Source organism: Rathayibacter sp. PhB186 (genome assembly GCF_003751825.1).
Lineage (GTDB): Bacteria > Actinomycetota > Actinomycetes > Actinomycetales > Microbacteriaceae > Rathayibacter > Rathayibacter festucae.
In genome coordinates this window covers 72,734-86,662 of record NZ_RJKO01000008.1, presented here as the reverse complement: position 1 = coordinate 86,662, position 13,929 = coordinate 72,734, and the positions used below count along the sequence as shown (strand labels likewise).

Here is a 13,929-nt window from a genome sequence, read left to right as displayed (position 1 = left end):
CCGCCGACAGGACGTCGGGCCGCCCGCATCGAGGGCGGGCGGCCCCGGGACGTCAGCTCGTCGAGGGGACGGCGGTGGGATCGGCCGACGGGGCGGGCTCGGCGGCCGAGGTCGAGGCCACGCCCCGGCCGAAGGCCTGGCCCTGGAGGATGGCTCCGAGGTCGACGCCGGTCGCGGACTTGACGCTGTCGAACGTGGCCGACAGGCTCGCCGCCTGCTCGCGGGCGATGTGCGTGGCCGCGGTGTCGCCTCCGATCAGGGTGATGGTGCCGACGTTCTGGTAGCCCTTCGCGAACTCCGCCATCAGGGACGGCAGCTGGCCGATGAGCTCGCGGCCCAGGATCGCCTCCTGATTCTCGCGGAGCGCCTCCGCCTCGGCCTGGATCGCGGCCGCGCTCGCCTCGCCCTTGGTGCGGATGGCCTCCGCCTCGGCGGAGGCGTTCGCGCGCAGGGCCTCGGCCTCGGCGCCGGCCTTGGCGCGCAGAGCGTGGGCCTCCGCCTCGGCGCGGGCGCTGACCGCCGCCGCCTCGGCCGCAGCCGACGCCTGACGGGCCTCCGCCTGGCGCTGGACGGCGTAGGCCTCGGCGTCGGACACCTGCTGCGCGACCTGGCGGTCGGTCTCGGCCTTCTTCGCGCGCCCGTAGGCGTCGGCGTCGGCCTCGGTCTGGCGCCGGTACTTCTCGGCGTCGGCCACGCGCTTGACGTCGGCGTCGAGCTCGGCCTGCCGGTTCTCGGCGCGCTGGACGAGAACGGCCTGCTCGCGCTCGGCGCGGGCCAGGTTCTCGGCCTGCTCGGCCTCGGCGTTGGCGCGGCCGACCTCGGACTTGGAGGCGGCGGTGTTCTTGTCGAAGGCGGTCTGCTCGATCAGGTTCGCCTCGTCGGTGGCGAGCTGACGGGCCTTGACCTCGCGGGCCGCGTTGATCCGGGCGACGTCGGCCTCGCGGCGGACGCGCTCGATCTCCTGAGCACCGAGCGCCTCGATGTAGCCGTTGCGGTCGGTGACGCCCTGGATGGCGAAGGAGTCGAGGACGAGTCCCTGGGCGAGCAGGTCGCCCTTGATGCCCTCGGCGATCTCGTCGCCGAGCTTCTGGCGGTCCTGCATGACCTCCTCGACGCTGAGCTTCGCCACGACGCCGCGCAGCGCGCCCTCGAGCTGCTCGGTGGTGAAGACGTCGATCGACTGGTCCTGCGAGGCGAAGCGCTCGGCGGCGGCGCGCACCTGGTCGGGCGTGGAGCCGATCTTCACGAGGGCGACGCCCGCGAGGTGGATCGTGACGCCGTTCTTGGTCTGCGCGACCGGCTCCATCTTGATCTGCCGCGACCGCAGCGAGATGCGGTCGGAGCGCTGGGTCAGCTTGTTGACGAACGCGCCGCCGCCGGTGATGACGGTCATGTTCGAGGTCAGGCCGTCGTCGCCCTTCTGCTTCTTTCCGACGATCACGATGGCCTCGTCGGCCTGCGGGACCTGGTACCAGGCGCGGAAGATGAAGAAGCCGATGATGGCGAGCAGCAGCACGACACCGACGACGATGCCGGCGCCGACGACCCAGAGCAGATCAGAATTCATGGACGAGGGACCCCCTTCTCGGAACCCGCGCGGGGCGGGTTTCTGAGCGATGTACAGGTTCATCGTGGCATGGACGGGGTTCCCGGGCGTCGGCCGGACGGCGGATGCGTGCTCGTTCGCGCGGGACGCGCGGCGGTGCCGGGCGGAGAGCAGAACCGCGCTCGGGTCGCCGCGCGACGAGGCGGATCGGCGCGATCGCGAAGAGCGGACGCACGGGCGGGATCGCAGCGAGAGGAATGCCAGCGGCGACGAAGGCCGGGCGATGCTTCGACTCTCGCGAGCACTTCAGTGCTGGGGTACCTGGACTCGAACCAAGAACAACTGAACCAGAATCAGTCGTGTTGCCAATTACACCATACCCCAATGGTCATCCGGCGGTGAGGCCGGGACCAGGCGGCGGCCGGAGTGCAACTCGGCGCCGAGAGACGACAGTACCCTACGGACGCACGCCGCTCAAATCGGCTCCGCGATCGTGCACGGCGAGGGCCTCCGACTCGGGCGCGGCCTCGCCGAGGCGGGCGCGGACGAGGTCGCGGTTGATCGCCGAGGCGACCTGCGCGCCGGAGCCCGCGGCGACGATCAGCTGCTGCGGTCCGGGGGCGGTGACCTCGCCGGCGGCGTAGAGGCCGGGGACGGAGGTGCGGCCGCCGGCGTCGACGCGGAGGAAGCCCTCGGGGTCGACCTCGGGGCCGGCCGGGTCGAGGTAGTCGAGGACGGGGACCCAGACCGGGCGGACGAAGGCGCCGGTGCGCGGGATCACGTCGCCGTCGGCGAGGGCGACGCCGGTCATCACGGCGCGCTCCCCCACCAGGTCCGCGACGGGTCGGCGCTCGATGCGGATGCCGATCGAGTTCAGGAGCGACTCGTCGGTGTCGCTGACGACTCCGACGCCGTTGGTGAAGACGATGAGGTCGGTCGACCACTGGGAGAGGAGCATGGCGCGCTCGGCGAGGTCGGCGGTCTCGCCGATCAGGGCCAGCGGCTCGCCGGCCTTCTCGTAGCCGTCGCACTCCATGCAGCTGTGCACGGCGGTGCCGTAGTAGGCGCGGAGGCTGGGCAGCGTCGGGAGGCGCTCGGAGAGGCCGCCCGCTACGACGACCGCGGTCGCCAGCACCGAGCGGTCGGCCGAGCCGCGGACGCCCTTCGCGGTGACGACGAACTCGCCGCCGGAGCGCTCGACGGCGGTGACCATCGCGTTGTGCACCTCGGCCTCGTCGTACTGCTCGAGCTCGGCGCGGCCGAGGCGGCGCAGCTCCAGCGGCGAGACGCCGTCGCGGGTGAGGAAGCCGTGCGAGTGCAGGGTCGCCGCGTTGCGCGGCCGGTTGCTGTCGAGCAGCAGCACGCTGCGGCGCGCGCGGACGAGGTTCAGCCCCGCCGAGAGCCCCGCGGGGCCGGCGCCGATGATGACGACGTCGTAGTGGCCGCCCTGCACCTCCGCCACGATCAGCTCCGGGTGTCGGCGAGTCGGGCGAGGCGGGCGATCGACTCGGACTTGCCGAGGATCTCCATCGACTCGAACAGCGGCGGCGAGACGCGGCGGCCCGAGATCGCGGTGCGCAGCGGCCCGTAGGCGATGCGGGGCTTGAGGCCGAGGCCCTCGATCAGCGCGGAAGCGAGCGCCTCCTGGATCGAGGCGGTCAGCCACTCCCCCTCGGGCACGAGCTCGAGGGCGCCGATCGACGCGGCGAGGACCTCGCCGGCGTTCGCGGGCAGGCCCTTCAGCGCGTCCTCGTCGTAGGAGAGGGCGTCGGCGGTGGTGAAGAGGAAGCCGAGCATGCCGGGCGCCTCGCCGAGCAGGCCGATGCGCTCCTGGACGAGCGGGGCGGCGGAGTCGAGGACGGCGCGCTGGTCGGCGGTCGGCTCGGTCTCGAGGACGCCGGCGGCGATCAGGTAGGGGATCGTCCGCTCGGTGAAGTCGTCGACCGCGAGCAGGCGGATGTGGTCGCCGTTGATCGACTCGGCCTTCTTGAGGTCGAAGCGGGCCGGGTTGGGGTTCACGTCGGCGACGTCGAAGGCGGCGATCATCTCGTTGATCGAGAAGACGTCGCGGTCGTGGGTGAGCGACCAGCCGAGCAGGGCGAGGTAGTTGACCAGGCCCTCGGGGATGAAGCCGCGGTCGCGGTGGTGGAAGAGGTTGGCGGAGGGGTCGCGCTTCGAGAGCTTCTTGTTGCCCTCGCCCATCACGTAGGGGAGGTGGCCGAAGCGCGGGACGAACGTGGTCAGTCCGATGTCGATCAGCGCGTGGTACAGCGCGATCTGGCGCGCGGTGGAGGGCAGGATGTCCTCGCCGCGGAGGACGTGGGTGATCTGCATCAGCGCGTCGTCGACCGGGTTCACCAGCGTGTAGAGCGGCTGGCCGTTGGGGCGGACGACGACGAAGTCGCTGAAGGAGCCGGCCGGGAAGGTGATCTCGCCGCGGACGAGGTCGTCGAAGGAGAGGTCGGCGTCCGGGACGCGCAGGCGCAGCGCCGGGCTCCGACCCTCGGCGCGGAAGGCGGCGCGCTGCTCCTCGGTGAGGTCGCGGTCGAAGTTGTCATAGCCGTGCTGCTTGGCGCGGCCGGCCGCCTCGTTGCGCGCGTCGATCTCCTCGGCGTTCGAGTAGCTCTCGTAGAGGTGGCCGGAGGCGAGCAGGCGCTGGATGACGTCGGTGTAGACGTCGCTGCGCTCGGACTGGCGGTACGGGCCGTGCGGGCCGCCGACGCCGACGCCCTCGTCCCAGTCGAGCTTCAGCCAGCGGAGCGCGTCGATGAGCTGCTCGTAGCTCTCCTCGCTGTCGCGGGCCGCGTCGGTGTCCTCGATCCGGAAGACGAAGGTGCCTCCGGTGTGCCGCGCGTAGGCCCAGTTGAACAGGGCGGTGCGGATGAGGCCGACGTGCGGCGTCCCGGTCGGGGACGGGCAGAAGCGGACGCGGACGTCGCTCCCGGTCGCGGTCGTGAACGGGTGCGCGTCGTGGGCGCGATCGGAGGGCGGGGTGAGCTCAGACATACGGGGCGATTCTAGCTGCGGGGCGGGGATCGGCGCCCGGACTGGACAGGGGGCCCCGCTCGGGCGCACCTCCGGCTCGCGGAATCCGGTTCGGCTCGCGGGAACCGGCCGATTCCACGAGCCCGAGGTGGTTTCGCGAGCCGGAGGTGGGCGGGTCGGGGTTCGGCACGCGGAAACCGGCCCGGCACGCGGGAAGCGCGCGATACCGCGAGCCGGAGGCGGAATCGCGAGCCGGAGGTGGTGCGGGTGGACGTTCGGCACGCCGGAACCGCTCCGGCACGCGGGAAGTGGGTGATTCGGCGAGCCGGAGGGGGGATCGCGAGCCGGAGGTCGCAGCGGCAGCGTGCGGGGCGGCAGGAGCTCTTAGCGCGAAGCAGTGCTCCGAGTCAACGGACTTCTCGAACGGGAGGAGCAGTGGTGGCCTGTGGCTACCGCTTCTCCCCCGGGGCCGCTCGACGACGAGCGCGTCGCACCCTGCCGCCCCGGACGCGCCAGCATGCCCGGAAAGGGGTCCCGATGAGCACGGTCGTTCTCGACACCGCCCTCTCAGCGCTCGCCCCTGCGACCGACTCGTCGAGCGAGTCCGCCTCGCCGCGCGAGGAGAAGGACGCGCGTACCCTCTCGCTCTTCCAGGCGGCGGCGACCGCCGACGACGCCGAGGGCGCCCGCATCCGGGAGCGCATCGTGCTCGACCACCTCGGGCTGGCCGAAGCGATGGCGAACCGGGTGTCCCGCGCCGGCGGCGACCGCGCGGATCTCCGCCAGGTCGCCTACGTGGGGCTGGTCAAGGCCGCCCGCCGCTTCACGCCGGAGCGCGGCGACAGCTTCGCCGCCTTCGCGGTGCCCACCATCACCGGCGAGCTCAAGCGCCACCTGCGCGACCTCGGCTGGATGATCCGCCCGCCCCGCGGCGTGCAGGAGCTGCACCGCCGCTCGGCCGTCGTCGCCGACGAGCTGGCGCAGGAGCTCGGCCGCCACCCGAGCGATCGGGAGATCGCCGCGCGGCTCGGCGTCGAGCCGGCCGAGGTCGCCGACGCGCGCGCGGCCGGACATCCGCTCTCCCTCGACGAGACCGTCGGCGAGACCGGGGTCCGGCTGGCCGAGACGATCGGCGGGGAGGACGAGGACCTCGCGGCGATCGACCGCCGGCACGGCCTGGCCCGGGCGCTCGCCGAGCTCGAGAACGGCCAGCGCGAGCTGCTCCGGATGCGCTTCGTCGAGGAGATGACGCAGCAGCAGATCGCCGACGCGCTCGGCACCACGCAGATGCAGGTCTCGCGGCTGCAGCGCCGGATCCTCGCGCAGCTCGCCGACCGCCTCGGCGCCCCGTCGCGCAGTCATCAGCCCACGAGCCGCGCGCGGGTCGCGTCGGTCGCCGTGGTCACGCCCGTCCACCCTGCGGCGCGGCTGCGGACCGCCTGAGGTGGGCGTCGGCGCGCGAGGGCAGGGTGGCGAGCGCGTCGAGGACGTGCTCGGTCCGCACCGCGAGCAGCGCCGGGTCGGGCTCGGAGGAGAAGACGTCTCCGCGGCGCAGCGACGCGTCGGTCAGCACGATGTGTGGTCCGCTCGCCGGCGGACCCCACGCCTCGGGCGGCGCCGGTCCGAAGATCACGACCGACGGGATGCCGTAGGCGGACGCCAGGTGCGCGGCACCGGTGTCCACCGTGACGAGCACCTCGGCCGCGGCGACGACCGCGGCGAATCCGCTCAGGTCGATCGCGCCGGCGAGCACCTCGCCCGTTCCGGCCAGCTCGGCGACGCGGCGGGCGCGGTCGGCCTCGTTCGCGCCTCCGGTGTAGACGACGCGGTGCCCCTCGGCGGCCAGCGACTGCGCGACCGCGGCGAAGCGCTCCTCCGGCCACTCGCGCGAGCCGTAGAAGGCGCCGATGTGCACGATCGCCGCGCCGTCGACGGGTGCGGGCACGGCCGGGACGGCGATGCCGACGTCCTCGGGGTCGGCGTCGAGGCCGATCGAGTTGACCAGGCGGGCCCAGCGCGCGCGCTCCAGCTCGCCGTCGAGCCAGAGCGGGCGCGGGTCGTCGTGGCTCGCGTCGGGGTCGAGAGCGGGGACGCGGAACTCGAGGCGGCGCTCGGGCTCGAGCGCGATCAGGGCGTCGCGGGACTCCGGGCCGTTGCCGTGCAGGTTGACGGCGAGCTCGATGCGACCGGGCGCGACCGGCAGCGGATCGTCCAGCCCGCGCAGGGTCGGCACGAGGGCGTCGAGGCCGTCGATCAGGTCGACGATCGGCTCCAGCCAGGGCGTGGTCGCGAGGATCAGCCGGTGCTCGGGGAAGCCGCGGCGCAGCGCCTTGAGGGCGGGGACGGCCACGAGGATGTCGCCGAGCTTGAGGGCTCGCAGGGCGAGGATCTCCGGGGTTCCGTCCGGGTCGGTGAGAGCGCGCACGGCGCCTCCTTCCTGTCGGAGGTCCCGTACCCCGCTCCGGCGACCTCAGACGCGCGGATCTCGCCCGGGCGGCCCCGCGGCTCCGACGCGCCCGAGCGCACCACTTCTCCTCCCCCGCGTTTGGAACCCGGAGGAGGGGGGTACGAGGGAGAGGTGAACGACTCGATCCAGCCGGGCTCCGCGCACCGCACCGCGGAGGACGCCCCCGCCCCGCGCGCTGCGCGCCTGCGCGGAATCCTCTTCGACCGCGACGCGACGCTCGTGGTCGACGTGCCCTACAACGGCGACCCGGCGCGGGTCGAGCCGATGCCCACCGCGCTGGACGCGGTCGAGCGGGCCCGCGAGGCGGGACTGAAGCTCGGCGTCGTCACGAACCAGTCCGGCATCGCCCGCGGCATCATCGACCGCGCGCAGGCCGACGCCGTGAACCGCCGCGTCGACGAGCTGTTCGGCGGCTTCGACGCCTGGATGCTCTGCCCGCACGGCCCGGAGGACGGCTGCACCTGCCGCAAGCCCGCGCCGGGCATGGTGCTCGACGCCGCGCAGACCCTCGGGCTGCCCGCCGACACCCTCGCAGTGATCGGCGACATCGGCGCCGACATCGGCGCGGCGGCGGCCGCGGGGGCCCGCGGCGTGCTCGTGCCCACCCCGATCACCCGGGCCGAGGAGGTGGCCGCCGCTCCGCTGCGCGCGGCGACGCTCCTCGAGGCCGTCGAGCTGCTGCTGGCGATGCAGCCGGACGAGGACGCCGAGTGACCCGCCGCGTGCTGGTGGCGCGCCTCGACAGCGCGGGCGACGTGCTGCTCTGCGGGCCCGCTGTGCGGGCGATCGCCGCCGACGCCGAGGTGCTGCTGCTCGCCGGGCCGCAGGGCGCGCCCGCTGCGGCACTGCTGCCGGGGCCGACGCAGGTGCGCACCTGGTCCTGCCCGTGGATCGGCGACGCCTCGAAGGCGGTCGACGCCGCCCTCGTGGCGGAGCTGCGGTCGATCGTCGAGGAGTTCGCTCCGGACGAGGCCGTGATCCTCACCTCCTTCCACCAGTCACCGCTGCCGCTGGCGCTGCTGCTGCGCCTGTCCGGCGTCGCGCGGATCTCCGGGGCCTCGGTCGACTTCGCCGGTGCGCTGCTCGATGTTCGGCTGGTGCCCGGCGAGACGCTCGAGGAGGACCAGCCGGAGCCGGAGCGCGCCCTCGCCATTGCGGCGGCCGCGGGCTTCGCGCTGCCGGAGGGCGACGACGGGCTCCTGCGGGTCGACCGCGGCGGCGTCCTGCCCGCCGCGCTCGAGGGTGTCGGACCGTACGTCGTCGTGCACCCGGGAGCCGCCGTGCCCGCCCGTGCCTGGCCGGCCGAGAACGCGGCGCGCGCGGTCGAGCTGCTCGCCGACTCCGGCCTCGCGGTCGCTGTCACCGGCGGCCCCGGCGAGCGCGCGCTCACCGCGCAGGTCGCGGGCAGCCGCGGCATCGACCTCGGCGGCGCGACCGACTTCGCCGGCGCGGCCGAGGTGCTCGCCCGCGCCGAGGTCGTCATCAGCGGCAACACCGGGCCGGCGCACCTGGCGGCGGCTGTCGGCACGCCGGTGGTCAGCCTGTTCGCGCCCGTCGTCCCGGCGATCCGGTGGGCGCCCTACGGCGTCCCGGTCGAGCTGCTCGGCGACCAGCAGGCCGCCTGCGCCGGCTCGCGCGCCCGCGTCTGCCCCGTCCCCGGCCACCCCTGCCTCGCGGGGGTGAGCGCCGAGGAGGCGGTCGCCGCCGCCCACCGGCTCCGCGCGCTCCCGCGGCGCGACTCCACGACATCCACCACGACACCCTCGGAGGCGCTCGCATGAGGATCCTGCTCTGGCACGTGCACGGCGGCTGGGCGGACGCGTTCGTCCGCGGCGACCACGAGTACCTGCTCCCGACGACCCCGGCCCGCGACGCCTGGGGCCTCGGCACCGGCGGCCGCGACTGGCCGAACACGATCGAGATCGCACCGGAGGAGCTGCGCGACGCCGACGTCGACGTCGTCCTCCTGCAGCGCCCGGACGAGCTCGCGGAGGCGGAGCGCCTGCTCGGGCGGCGGCTCGGCCGCGAGATCCCGGCGGTCTACGTCGAGCACAACACGCCCCGCGGCGACGTGCCCGACAACCGCCACCCGCTCGCCGACCGCGACGACCTCCTCCTCGTGCACGTGACGCACTTCAACGCGCTGATGTGGGACACCGGATCGACGCGCACCACGGTGATCGAGCACGGGATCAACGACCCCGGCCCCCTCTACACCGGCGAGCTCGCGCACTTCGGCGTCGTCATCAACGAGCCGGTGCGCCGGCAGCGGGTGACCGGCACCGACCTCCTGCCGCGCTTCGCCGCGGTCGCGCCGCTCGACGTCTTCGGGATGAAGACCGAGGGCCTCGTCGGGACGCCCGGGCTGCCCGCCGACCGCCTCGACGTGCTCGGCGACGTGAAGACCGGTGCGATGCACGCGGAGCTGTCCCGCCGCCGGGTCTACTTGCACCCGTTCCGCTGGACCTCGCTCGGCCTCGCGCTGCTCGAGGCGATGCACCTGGGCATGCCGGTCGTCGCGCTGGAGACCACGGAGGCCGGCCGCGCCGTGCCGCCCGAGGCCGGGGCGGTCTCGAACGACCTCGACGCGCTGGCGGCAGCCGCCCGCGCGCTGATGGAGGACCCGGAGCGGGCCGCGCTCGCCGGTGCGGTCGCCCGCGAGGCCGCGCTCGCGCGCTACAGCCTCGGCCGCTTCCACCGCGACTGGGACGAGCTGCTCGGCGACCTCGCCGCCGCCCCGCGCACCCTCTCCACCGCCGGAACCAGCGAAGGGAGCACCCGATGAGCACCCCCCGTCCCCTCTCGATCGCGATGGTCTCCGAGCACGCCAGCCCGCTGGCGACGCTCGGCGGCGTGGACGCCGGCGGGCAGAACGTGCACGTCGCGGCCCTCGCCGACGCGCTCGCACGCCGCGGCCACCGCGTCACCGTCTACACCCGGCGCGACGACGCGTCGCTCCCCCGCCGGGTTCCCTTCACCTCCGGCGTCGAGGTCGTGCACATCGATGCCGGCCCGGCCGCGAAGGTCTCGAAGGACGAGCTGCTGCCGTTCATGGGCGACTTCGCGGTCGACCTCGCGAACGACTGGCTCGACTCCCGCCCCGACCTGGTGCACAGCCACTTCTGGATGTCCGGGGTCGCCGCGCTCGACGCCTCCGAGCGCGTGGAGCGCGCCACCGGGCGCCGCGTGCCCGTCTTCCACACCTTCCACGCGCTCGGCGTGGTCAAGCGCCGCCAGCAGGGCGCGCTCGACACCAGCCCCGAGGAGCGCGCCTGGCTCGAGCCCGGCGTCGGCCGGCGTGCGGACGGCGTCGTCGCCACCTGCTCCGACGAGGCCTTCGAGCTGAAGGGCCTCGGCGTGCCCACCTCGAGCATCTCGGTGGTGCCCTGCGGCGTCGACCTCGAGCGCTTCACGCCCGACGGACCCGTCGCCGAGCGGACCGGGCGGGTGCGCCTGATGAGCATCGGCCGCCTCGTGCCCCGCAAGGGCATGGGCCACGCGATCGAGGCGCTCGCCCGCCTGGTCGCCGACGGCTGCGACGCCGAGCTGGTCGTCGTCGGCGGTTCCGGCTCGGGCGACGCGCTCGCCGCCGACCCGGAGTACCAGCGCCTGCACGGCGTCGCCGAGGGCCTCGGAGTCGCCGACCGCGTCGTCTTCGCCGGCCAGCTCTCGCAGACCGAGATGCCGGCGATGCTCCGCTCCGCCGACATCGTGATCTGCGCGCCCTGGTACGAGCCGTTCGGCATCACCCCGCTGGAGGCGATGGCCTGCGGCGTGCCGGTGGTCGCCTCCTCCGTCGGCGGGCTGATCGACACGGTCGTCGAGGACGTCACCGGCGTGCACGTGCCGCCGCGCGACCCCGCCGCCCTCGCCGAGGCCCTCGCCGCGCTGATCGCCGACCCCGAGCGCGCCAGCGCCTACGGAGCCGCCGGCCGCGCCCGCGTCGAGTCGCGCTACTCCTGGGACCGCGTCGCCGCGGACACCGAGCGCGCCTACCTGACCACCCTCGCCGGACTCGGCGACGGCGATGCCGCCATGAGCGGCACCGCTCGCACCTCCCTCTCCTCCACCCCCCGGAAGGCGGCCCCGCGCAGATGAGCATCGACACCGTTCTGGACACCCCGAGGGACACGCCGTCCGACTCCCCGAAGGACGCCGCCCGGCGCCTCGTCGACGACCACGTCGCCCGCGCGCTCGACGTCGTCGCGCAGCTGGAGCGGCACTCCGACCGGATCGTCGCCTGGGGCGTCGAGCTGGCGGACCGCCTGCACACCGGCGCCCGGCTGCTCGCGGCCGGCAACGGCGGCTCGGCCGCGGAGGCGCAGCACCTCACCGCGGAGCTGGTCGGCCGCTTCGACGGCGACCGCATCCCCTTCTCTGCGATCTCGCTGCACTCCGAGACCTCGAGCCTCACCGCGATCGGCAACGACTACGGCTTCGACCACGTCTTCGCCCGCCAGGTCACCGCGCACGCACGCAGCGGCGACGTCGTCGTGCTGCTCTCGACCAGCGGCCGCAGCGCCAACCTGCTGCACGCGGCCGAGGCGGCCCGCGCGGCGGGCGCCCGCACCTGGGCGCTCACCGGCGACGGGCCCAACCCGCTGACCGAGGCCTGCGACGAGTCGATCGCGCTCCAGGGCCACGGCTCGAACGTGCAGGAGGCGCAGCTCGTGCTGGTGCACGCGCTCTGCCGGGCCTTCGAGCACCGGATCCGCGTGCGGACCGGAGCGGCCGCGTGAGCCGCCTGCGGATCGCCGTGGTCGGCGACGTGATGCTCGACGTCGACCTCTCCGGGCCGGCCGAGCGGCTGAGCCCCGACGCGCCGGTGCCCGTGGTCGACGTGTCGACCCGCGGGGTGCGCGCCGGCGGCGCCGGGCTGGTGGCGCGGATGCTGGTGCGCGACGGCCACGAGGTCGTGCTGGTGACGGCGCTGGCCGACGCCGCCGATCCCGATGCGGCCGAGCTGCTCGCCGCGCTCGACGGTGTCCGCGTGGTCGCCGGGCCCTCCGGCGCGCCGACGCCCGTGAAGACGCGGGTCGCCGCCTCCGGCCAGGCGGTCGTCCGCTTCGACCGCGGCTGCGAGCGCCCGCCGGTGCCGACCGTGACCGAGGAGATGCTCGCCGCGCTCGGCGAGATCGACGCGGTCGTCGTCGCGGACTACGGCCGCCGGCTCACCGAGGACGCCTCGCTCCGCGCCGCCCTCGACGCGCTCACCGTGCCGCTGGTCTGGGATCCGCACCCGCGCGGGACCGAGCCGGTCGCCGGGACGACCCTTGCGACGCCGAACCTGGGCGAGGCGACCGGCTTCTCCGGGGCGAGCGGCCGCGGCGTCACCCTCGCCGAGACCGCCGCGACGACGCTGCTCGAGCGCTGGGGCTGCGGCGCGGTCGCGGTGACGATGGGCTCCGGCGGCGCTCTGGTCCGCTCGCGCGGCGCCGGCGTGCCGGTGGTGCATCCGGCCGCTCCCGTGCCGCCGACCGATCCCTGCGGGGCGGGCGATCGCTTCGCCGCCTCCGCCGCCGTCGCGCTCGCCGGCGGGGCCACCCCCTCCGAGGCGGTCGGCGCGGCCGTCGCCGCGGCCGGGGCCTACCTGCTCGCGGGCGGCGTCGCCTCCCTCGGCGCTCCGGCCGACACCGCCGCCCTGCACGGGGCGTCCGGAGTGGACGCGCTGCGCGTCGCCGAGGCCGTCCGCGGCGCCGGCGGCACCGTGGTCGCGACCGGCGGCTGCTTCGACCTCCTGCACGCCGGCCACGCCCGTACCCTCTCGGCCGCCCGGGCGCTCGGCGACTGCCTGATCGTCTGCCTCAACTCCGACGACTCCGTCCGCCGGCTCAAGGGACCGGCCCGGCCGATCATCCCCGAGGACGACCGGGTCGACCTGCTGCTCGCGCTCGAGTGCGTCGACGCGGTGCTCGTCTTCGGCGAGGACACCCCCGACGAGGCGCTGCGCCGCATCCGCCCGGACGTCTGGGTGAAGGGCGGCGACTACTCCGCCGAATCGCTGCCCGAGACCGCGACGGTCGCCGAGTGGGGCGGCCGCGTCCTGACGGTGCCGTACCACGCGGGCCGCTCGACCACCCATCTCGCCGCCGCGCTCGCGCGCGTCGGCTGACCGCGTCGGCTCCGGCCGACCACCGCCCCGCTGCGCCGATCCTGTCGGCGCTGACGATCCTGGAAGGGACACCCATGACCACCACCCCCACCCCCATCGGCCGCGTCCTGATCACCGGAGGCGCCTCCGGACTCGGAGCAGCCGTCGCCGCCGCCGTCACGGCCGCGGGCGGCACGCCGATCGTCCTCGACCGCGACGTGTCGAACGTCCAGGACGGCGTCGCCGCCTACCAGGTGGACGTCGCCAAGACCCGCGAGGCCGAGAAGGCCGTCGTCGAGATCGCCCGCGAGCACGGCGGCCTCGACGCCGTCGTCACCGCGGCCGGCATCGACCGCTGCGGGCGCCTCGTCGACGTCGACCCGGAGGAGTGGGAGCGCGTGATCTCGGTCAACCTGCTCGGCACCGCGGCCGTCGTCCGCGCGGCGCTGCCGTTCCTCACCGAGACCCACGGCCGCGTCGTCACCGTCGCGTCCTCGCTCGCGATCAAGGCCGTCTCGGACGCCACCGCCTACTGCGCGTCGAAGTTCGGCGTACTCGGCTTCACGCGGGCGCTCGCGGCCGAGACCAAGGGCGAGATCGGCGTCACCACGCTGATCCCCTCCGGCATGAAGACCCGCTTCTTCGACGACCGCGACGCCCAGTACAAGCCGGGTCCCGACGCGCTCCTCAACGACCCGGAGAACGTCGCCAACGCCGTGATGTTCGTCCTCGGCCAGCCCCGCGGCTGCGAGGTCCGCGAGCTCGTCATCACCCACGAGGAGGAGCCCTCCTGGCCGTGAGCCGCTGACGCCCAGGACGTCTGACGCTCCCCCGCGTCCG

Annotated in this window: 12 protein-coding genes and 1 tRNA gene; 8 read left to right on the top strand and 5 right to left on the bottom strand. The window is 74.7% G+C overall.

Annotated features, from left to right (window positions below; all coding sequences use genetic code 11):
- Positions 1–52 precede the first annotated feature (52 nt).
- The 4 genes from EDF45_RS17325 to gltX form a co-directional block, all read right to left on the bottom strand.
- The gene (locus EDF45_RS17325; RefSeq protein WP_123737241.1) at positions 53–1,567 is read right to left on the bottom strand and encodes an SPFH domain-containing protein; all 1,515 of its coding nucleotides are present in this window, start codon (positions 1,565–1,567) and stop codon (positions 53–55) included.
- Positions 1,568–1,858: 291 nt separating this feature from the next.
- Positions 1,859–1,930 (bottom strand) — tRNA-Gln (locus tag EDF45_RS17320).
- 73 nt (positions 1,931–2,003) lie between these two features.
- The gene (locus EDF45_RS17315; protein ID WP_123737304.1) at positions 2,004–2,999 is read right to left on the bottom strand and encodes an NAD(P)/FAD-dependent oxidoreductase; all 996 of its coding nucleotides are present in this window, start codon (positions 2,997–2,999) and stop codon (positions 2,004–2,006) included.
- Positions 3,000–3,010: 11 nt separating this feature from the next.
- Positions 3,011–4,552, bottom strand: coding sequence for a glutamate--tRNA ligase (gene gltX / locus EDF45_RS17310; protein WP_123737242.1), 1,542 nt, complete (start codon positions 4,550–4,552; stop codon positions 3,011–3,013).
- A 516-nt stretch (positions 4,553–5,068) separates the two neighbouring features.
- Between gltX and EDF45_RS17305 the strand changes: the two genes are divergently transcribed.
- Positions 5,069–5,974: a sigma-70 family RNA polymerase sigma factor gene (locus EDF45_RS17305; RefSeq protein ID WP_123737243.1), complete on the top strand. Its 906-nt coding sequence runs from the start codon at positions 5,069–5,071 to the stop codon at positions 5,972–5,974.
- Here EDF45_RS17305 and EDF45_RS17300 read toward each other — a convergent pair.
- On the bottom strand, positions 5,934–6,956 hold the full coding sequence (locus EDF45_RS17300) for a glycosyltransferase family 9 protein (protein ID WP_123737244.1): 1,023 nt from the start codon (positions 6,954–6,956) through the stop codon (positions 5,934–5,936). The two genes, EDF45_RS17305 and EDF45_RS17300, sit on opposite strands and share 41 nt — an antisense overlap.
- A 153-nt stretch (positions 6,957–7,109) precedes the next feature.
- Between EDF45_RS17300 and EDF45_RS17295 the strand changes: the two genes are divergently transcribed.
- The 7 genes from EDF45_RS17295 (at position 7,110) to EDF45_RS17265 (ending at position 13,889) form a co-directional block, all read left to right on the top strand.
- Entirely contained in the window at positions 7,110–7,712 is a 603-nt protein-coding gene (locus EDF45_RS17295) for an HAD-IIIA family hydrolase (protein WP_260312266.1), read from the top strand.
- Entirely contained in the window at positions 7,709–8,779 is a 1,071-nt protein-coding gene (locus tag EDF45_RS17290; protein WP_123737245.1) for a glycosyltransferase family 9 protein, read from the top strand. Before EDF45_RS17295 ends, EDF45_RS17290 begins: the two co-directional genes overlap by 4 nt.
- Positions 8,776–9,783 carry a glycosyltransferase gene (locus EDF45_RS17285; RefSeq protein WP_123737246.1) on the top strand — a complete coding sequence of 336 codons (1,008 nt, stop codon included), beginning with the start codon at positions 8,776–8,778 and terminating at the stop codon, positions 9,781–9,783. The genes EDF45_RS17290 and EDF45_RS17285 overlap by 4 nt, the downstream gene beginning before the upstream one ends.
- The gene (locus EDF45_RS17280; protein WP_123737247.1) at positions 9,780–11,096 is read left to right on the top strand and encodes a glycosyltransferase; all 1,317 of its coding nucleotides are present in this window, start codon (positions 9,780–9,782) and stop codon (positions 11,094–11,096) included. Before EDF45_RS17285 ends, EDF45_RS17280 begins: the two co-directional genes overlap by 4 nt.
- Positions 11,093–11,737: an SIS domain-containing protein gene (locus EDF45_RS17275; protein WP_123737248.1), complete on the top strand. Its 645-nt coding sequence runs from the start codon at positions 11,093–11,095 to the stop codon at positions 11,735–11,737. Before EDF45_RS17280 ends, EDF45_RS17275 begins: the two co-directional genes overlap by 4 nt.
- Before the next feature lie 5 nt (positions 11,738–11,742).
- Positions 11,743–13,110: a PfkB family carbohydrate kinase gene (locus tag EDF45_RS17270; RefSeq protein ID WP_123737306.1), complete on the top strand. Its 1,368-nt coding sequence runs from the start codon at positions 11,743–11,745 to the stop codon at positions 13,108–13,110.
- A gap of 74 nt (positions 13,111–13,184) precedes the next feature.
- Entirely contained in the window at positions 13,185–13,889 is a 705-nt protein-coding gene (locus tag EDF45_RS17265; protein ID WP_123737249.1) for an SDR family oxidoreductase, read from the top strand.
- The last annotated feature ends 40 nt before the right edge of the window (positions 13,890–13,929 follow it).

Coding starts and splice junctions, on each gene's coding strand:
- EDF45_RS17305 (WP_123737243.1), top strand. CDS start 5,069: ATGAGCACGGTCGTTCTCGACACCGCCCTCTCAGCGCTCGCCCCTGCG.
- EDF45_RS17325 (WP_123737241.1), bottom strand. CDS start 1,567: ATGAATTCTGATCTGCTCTGGGTCGTCGGCGCCGGCATCGTCGTCGGT.
- gltX (WP_123737242.1), bottom strand. CDS start 4,552: ATGTCTGAGCTCACCCCGCCCTCCGATCGCGCCCACGACGCGCACCCG.
- EDF45_RS17265 (WP_123737249.1), top strand. CDS start 13,185: ATGACCACCACCCCCACCCCCATCGGCCGCGTCCTGATCACCGGAGGC.
- EDF45_RS17275 (WP_123737248.1), top strand. CDS start 11,093: ATGAGCATCGACACCGTTCTGGACACCCCGAGGGACACGCCGTCCGAC.
- EDF45_RS17285 (WP_123737246.1), top strand. CDS start 8,776: ATGAGGATCCTGCTCTGGCACGTGCACGGCGGCTGGGCGGACGCGTTC.
- EDF45_RS17280 (WP_123737247.1), top strand. CDS start 9,780: ATGAGCACCCCCCGTCCCCTCTCGATCGCGATGGTCTCCGAGCACGCC.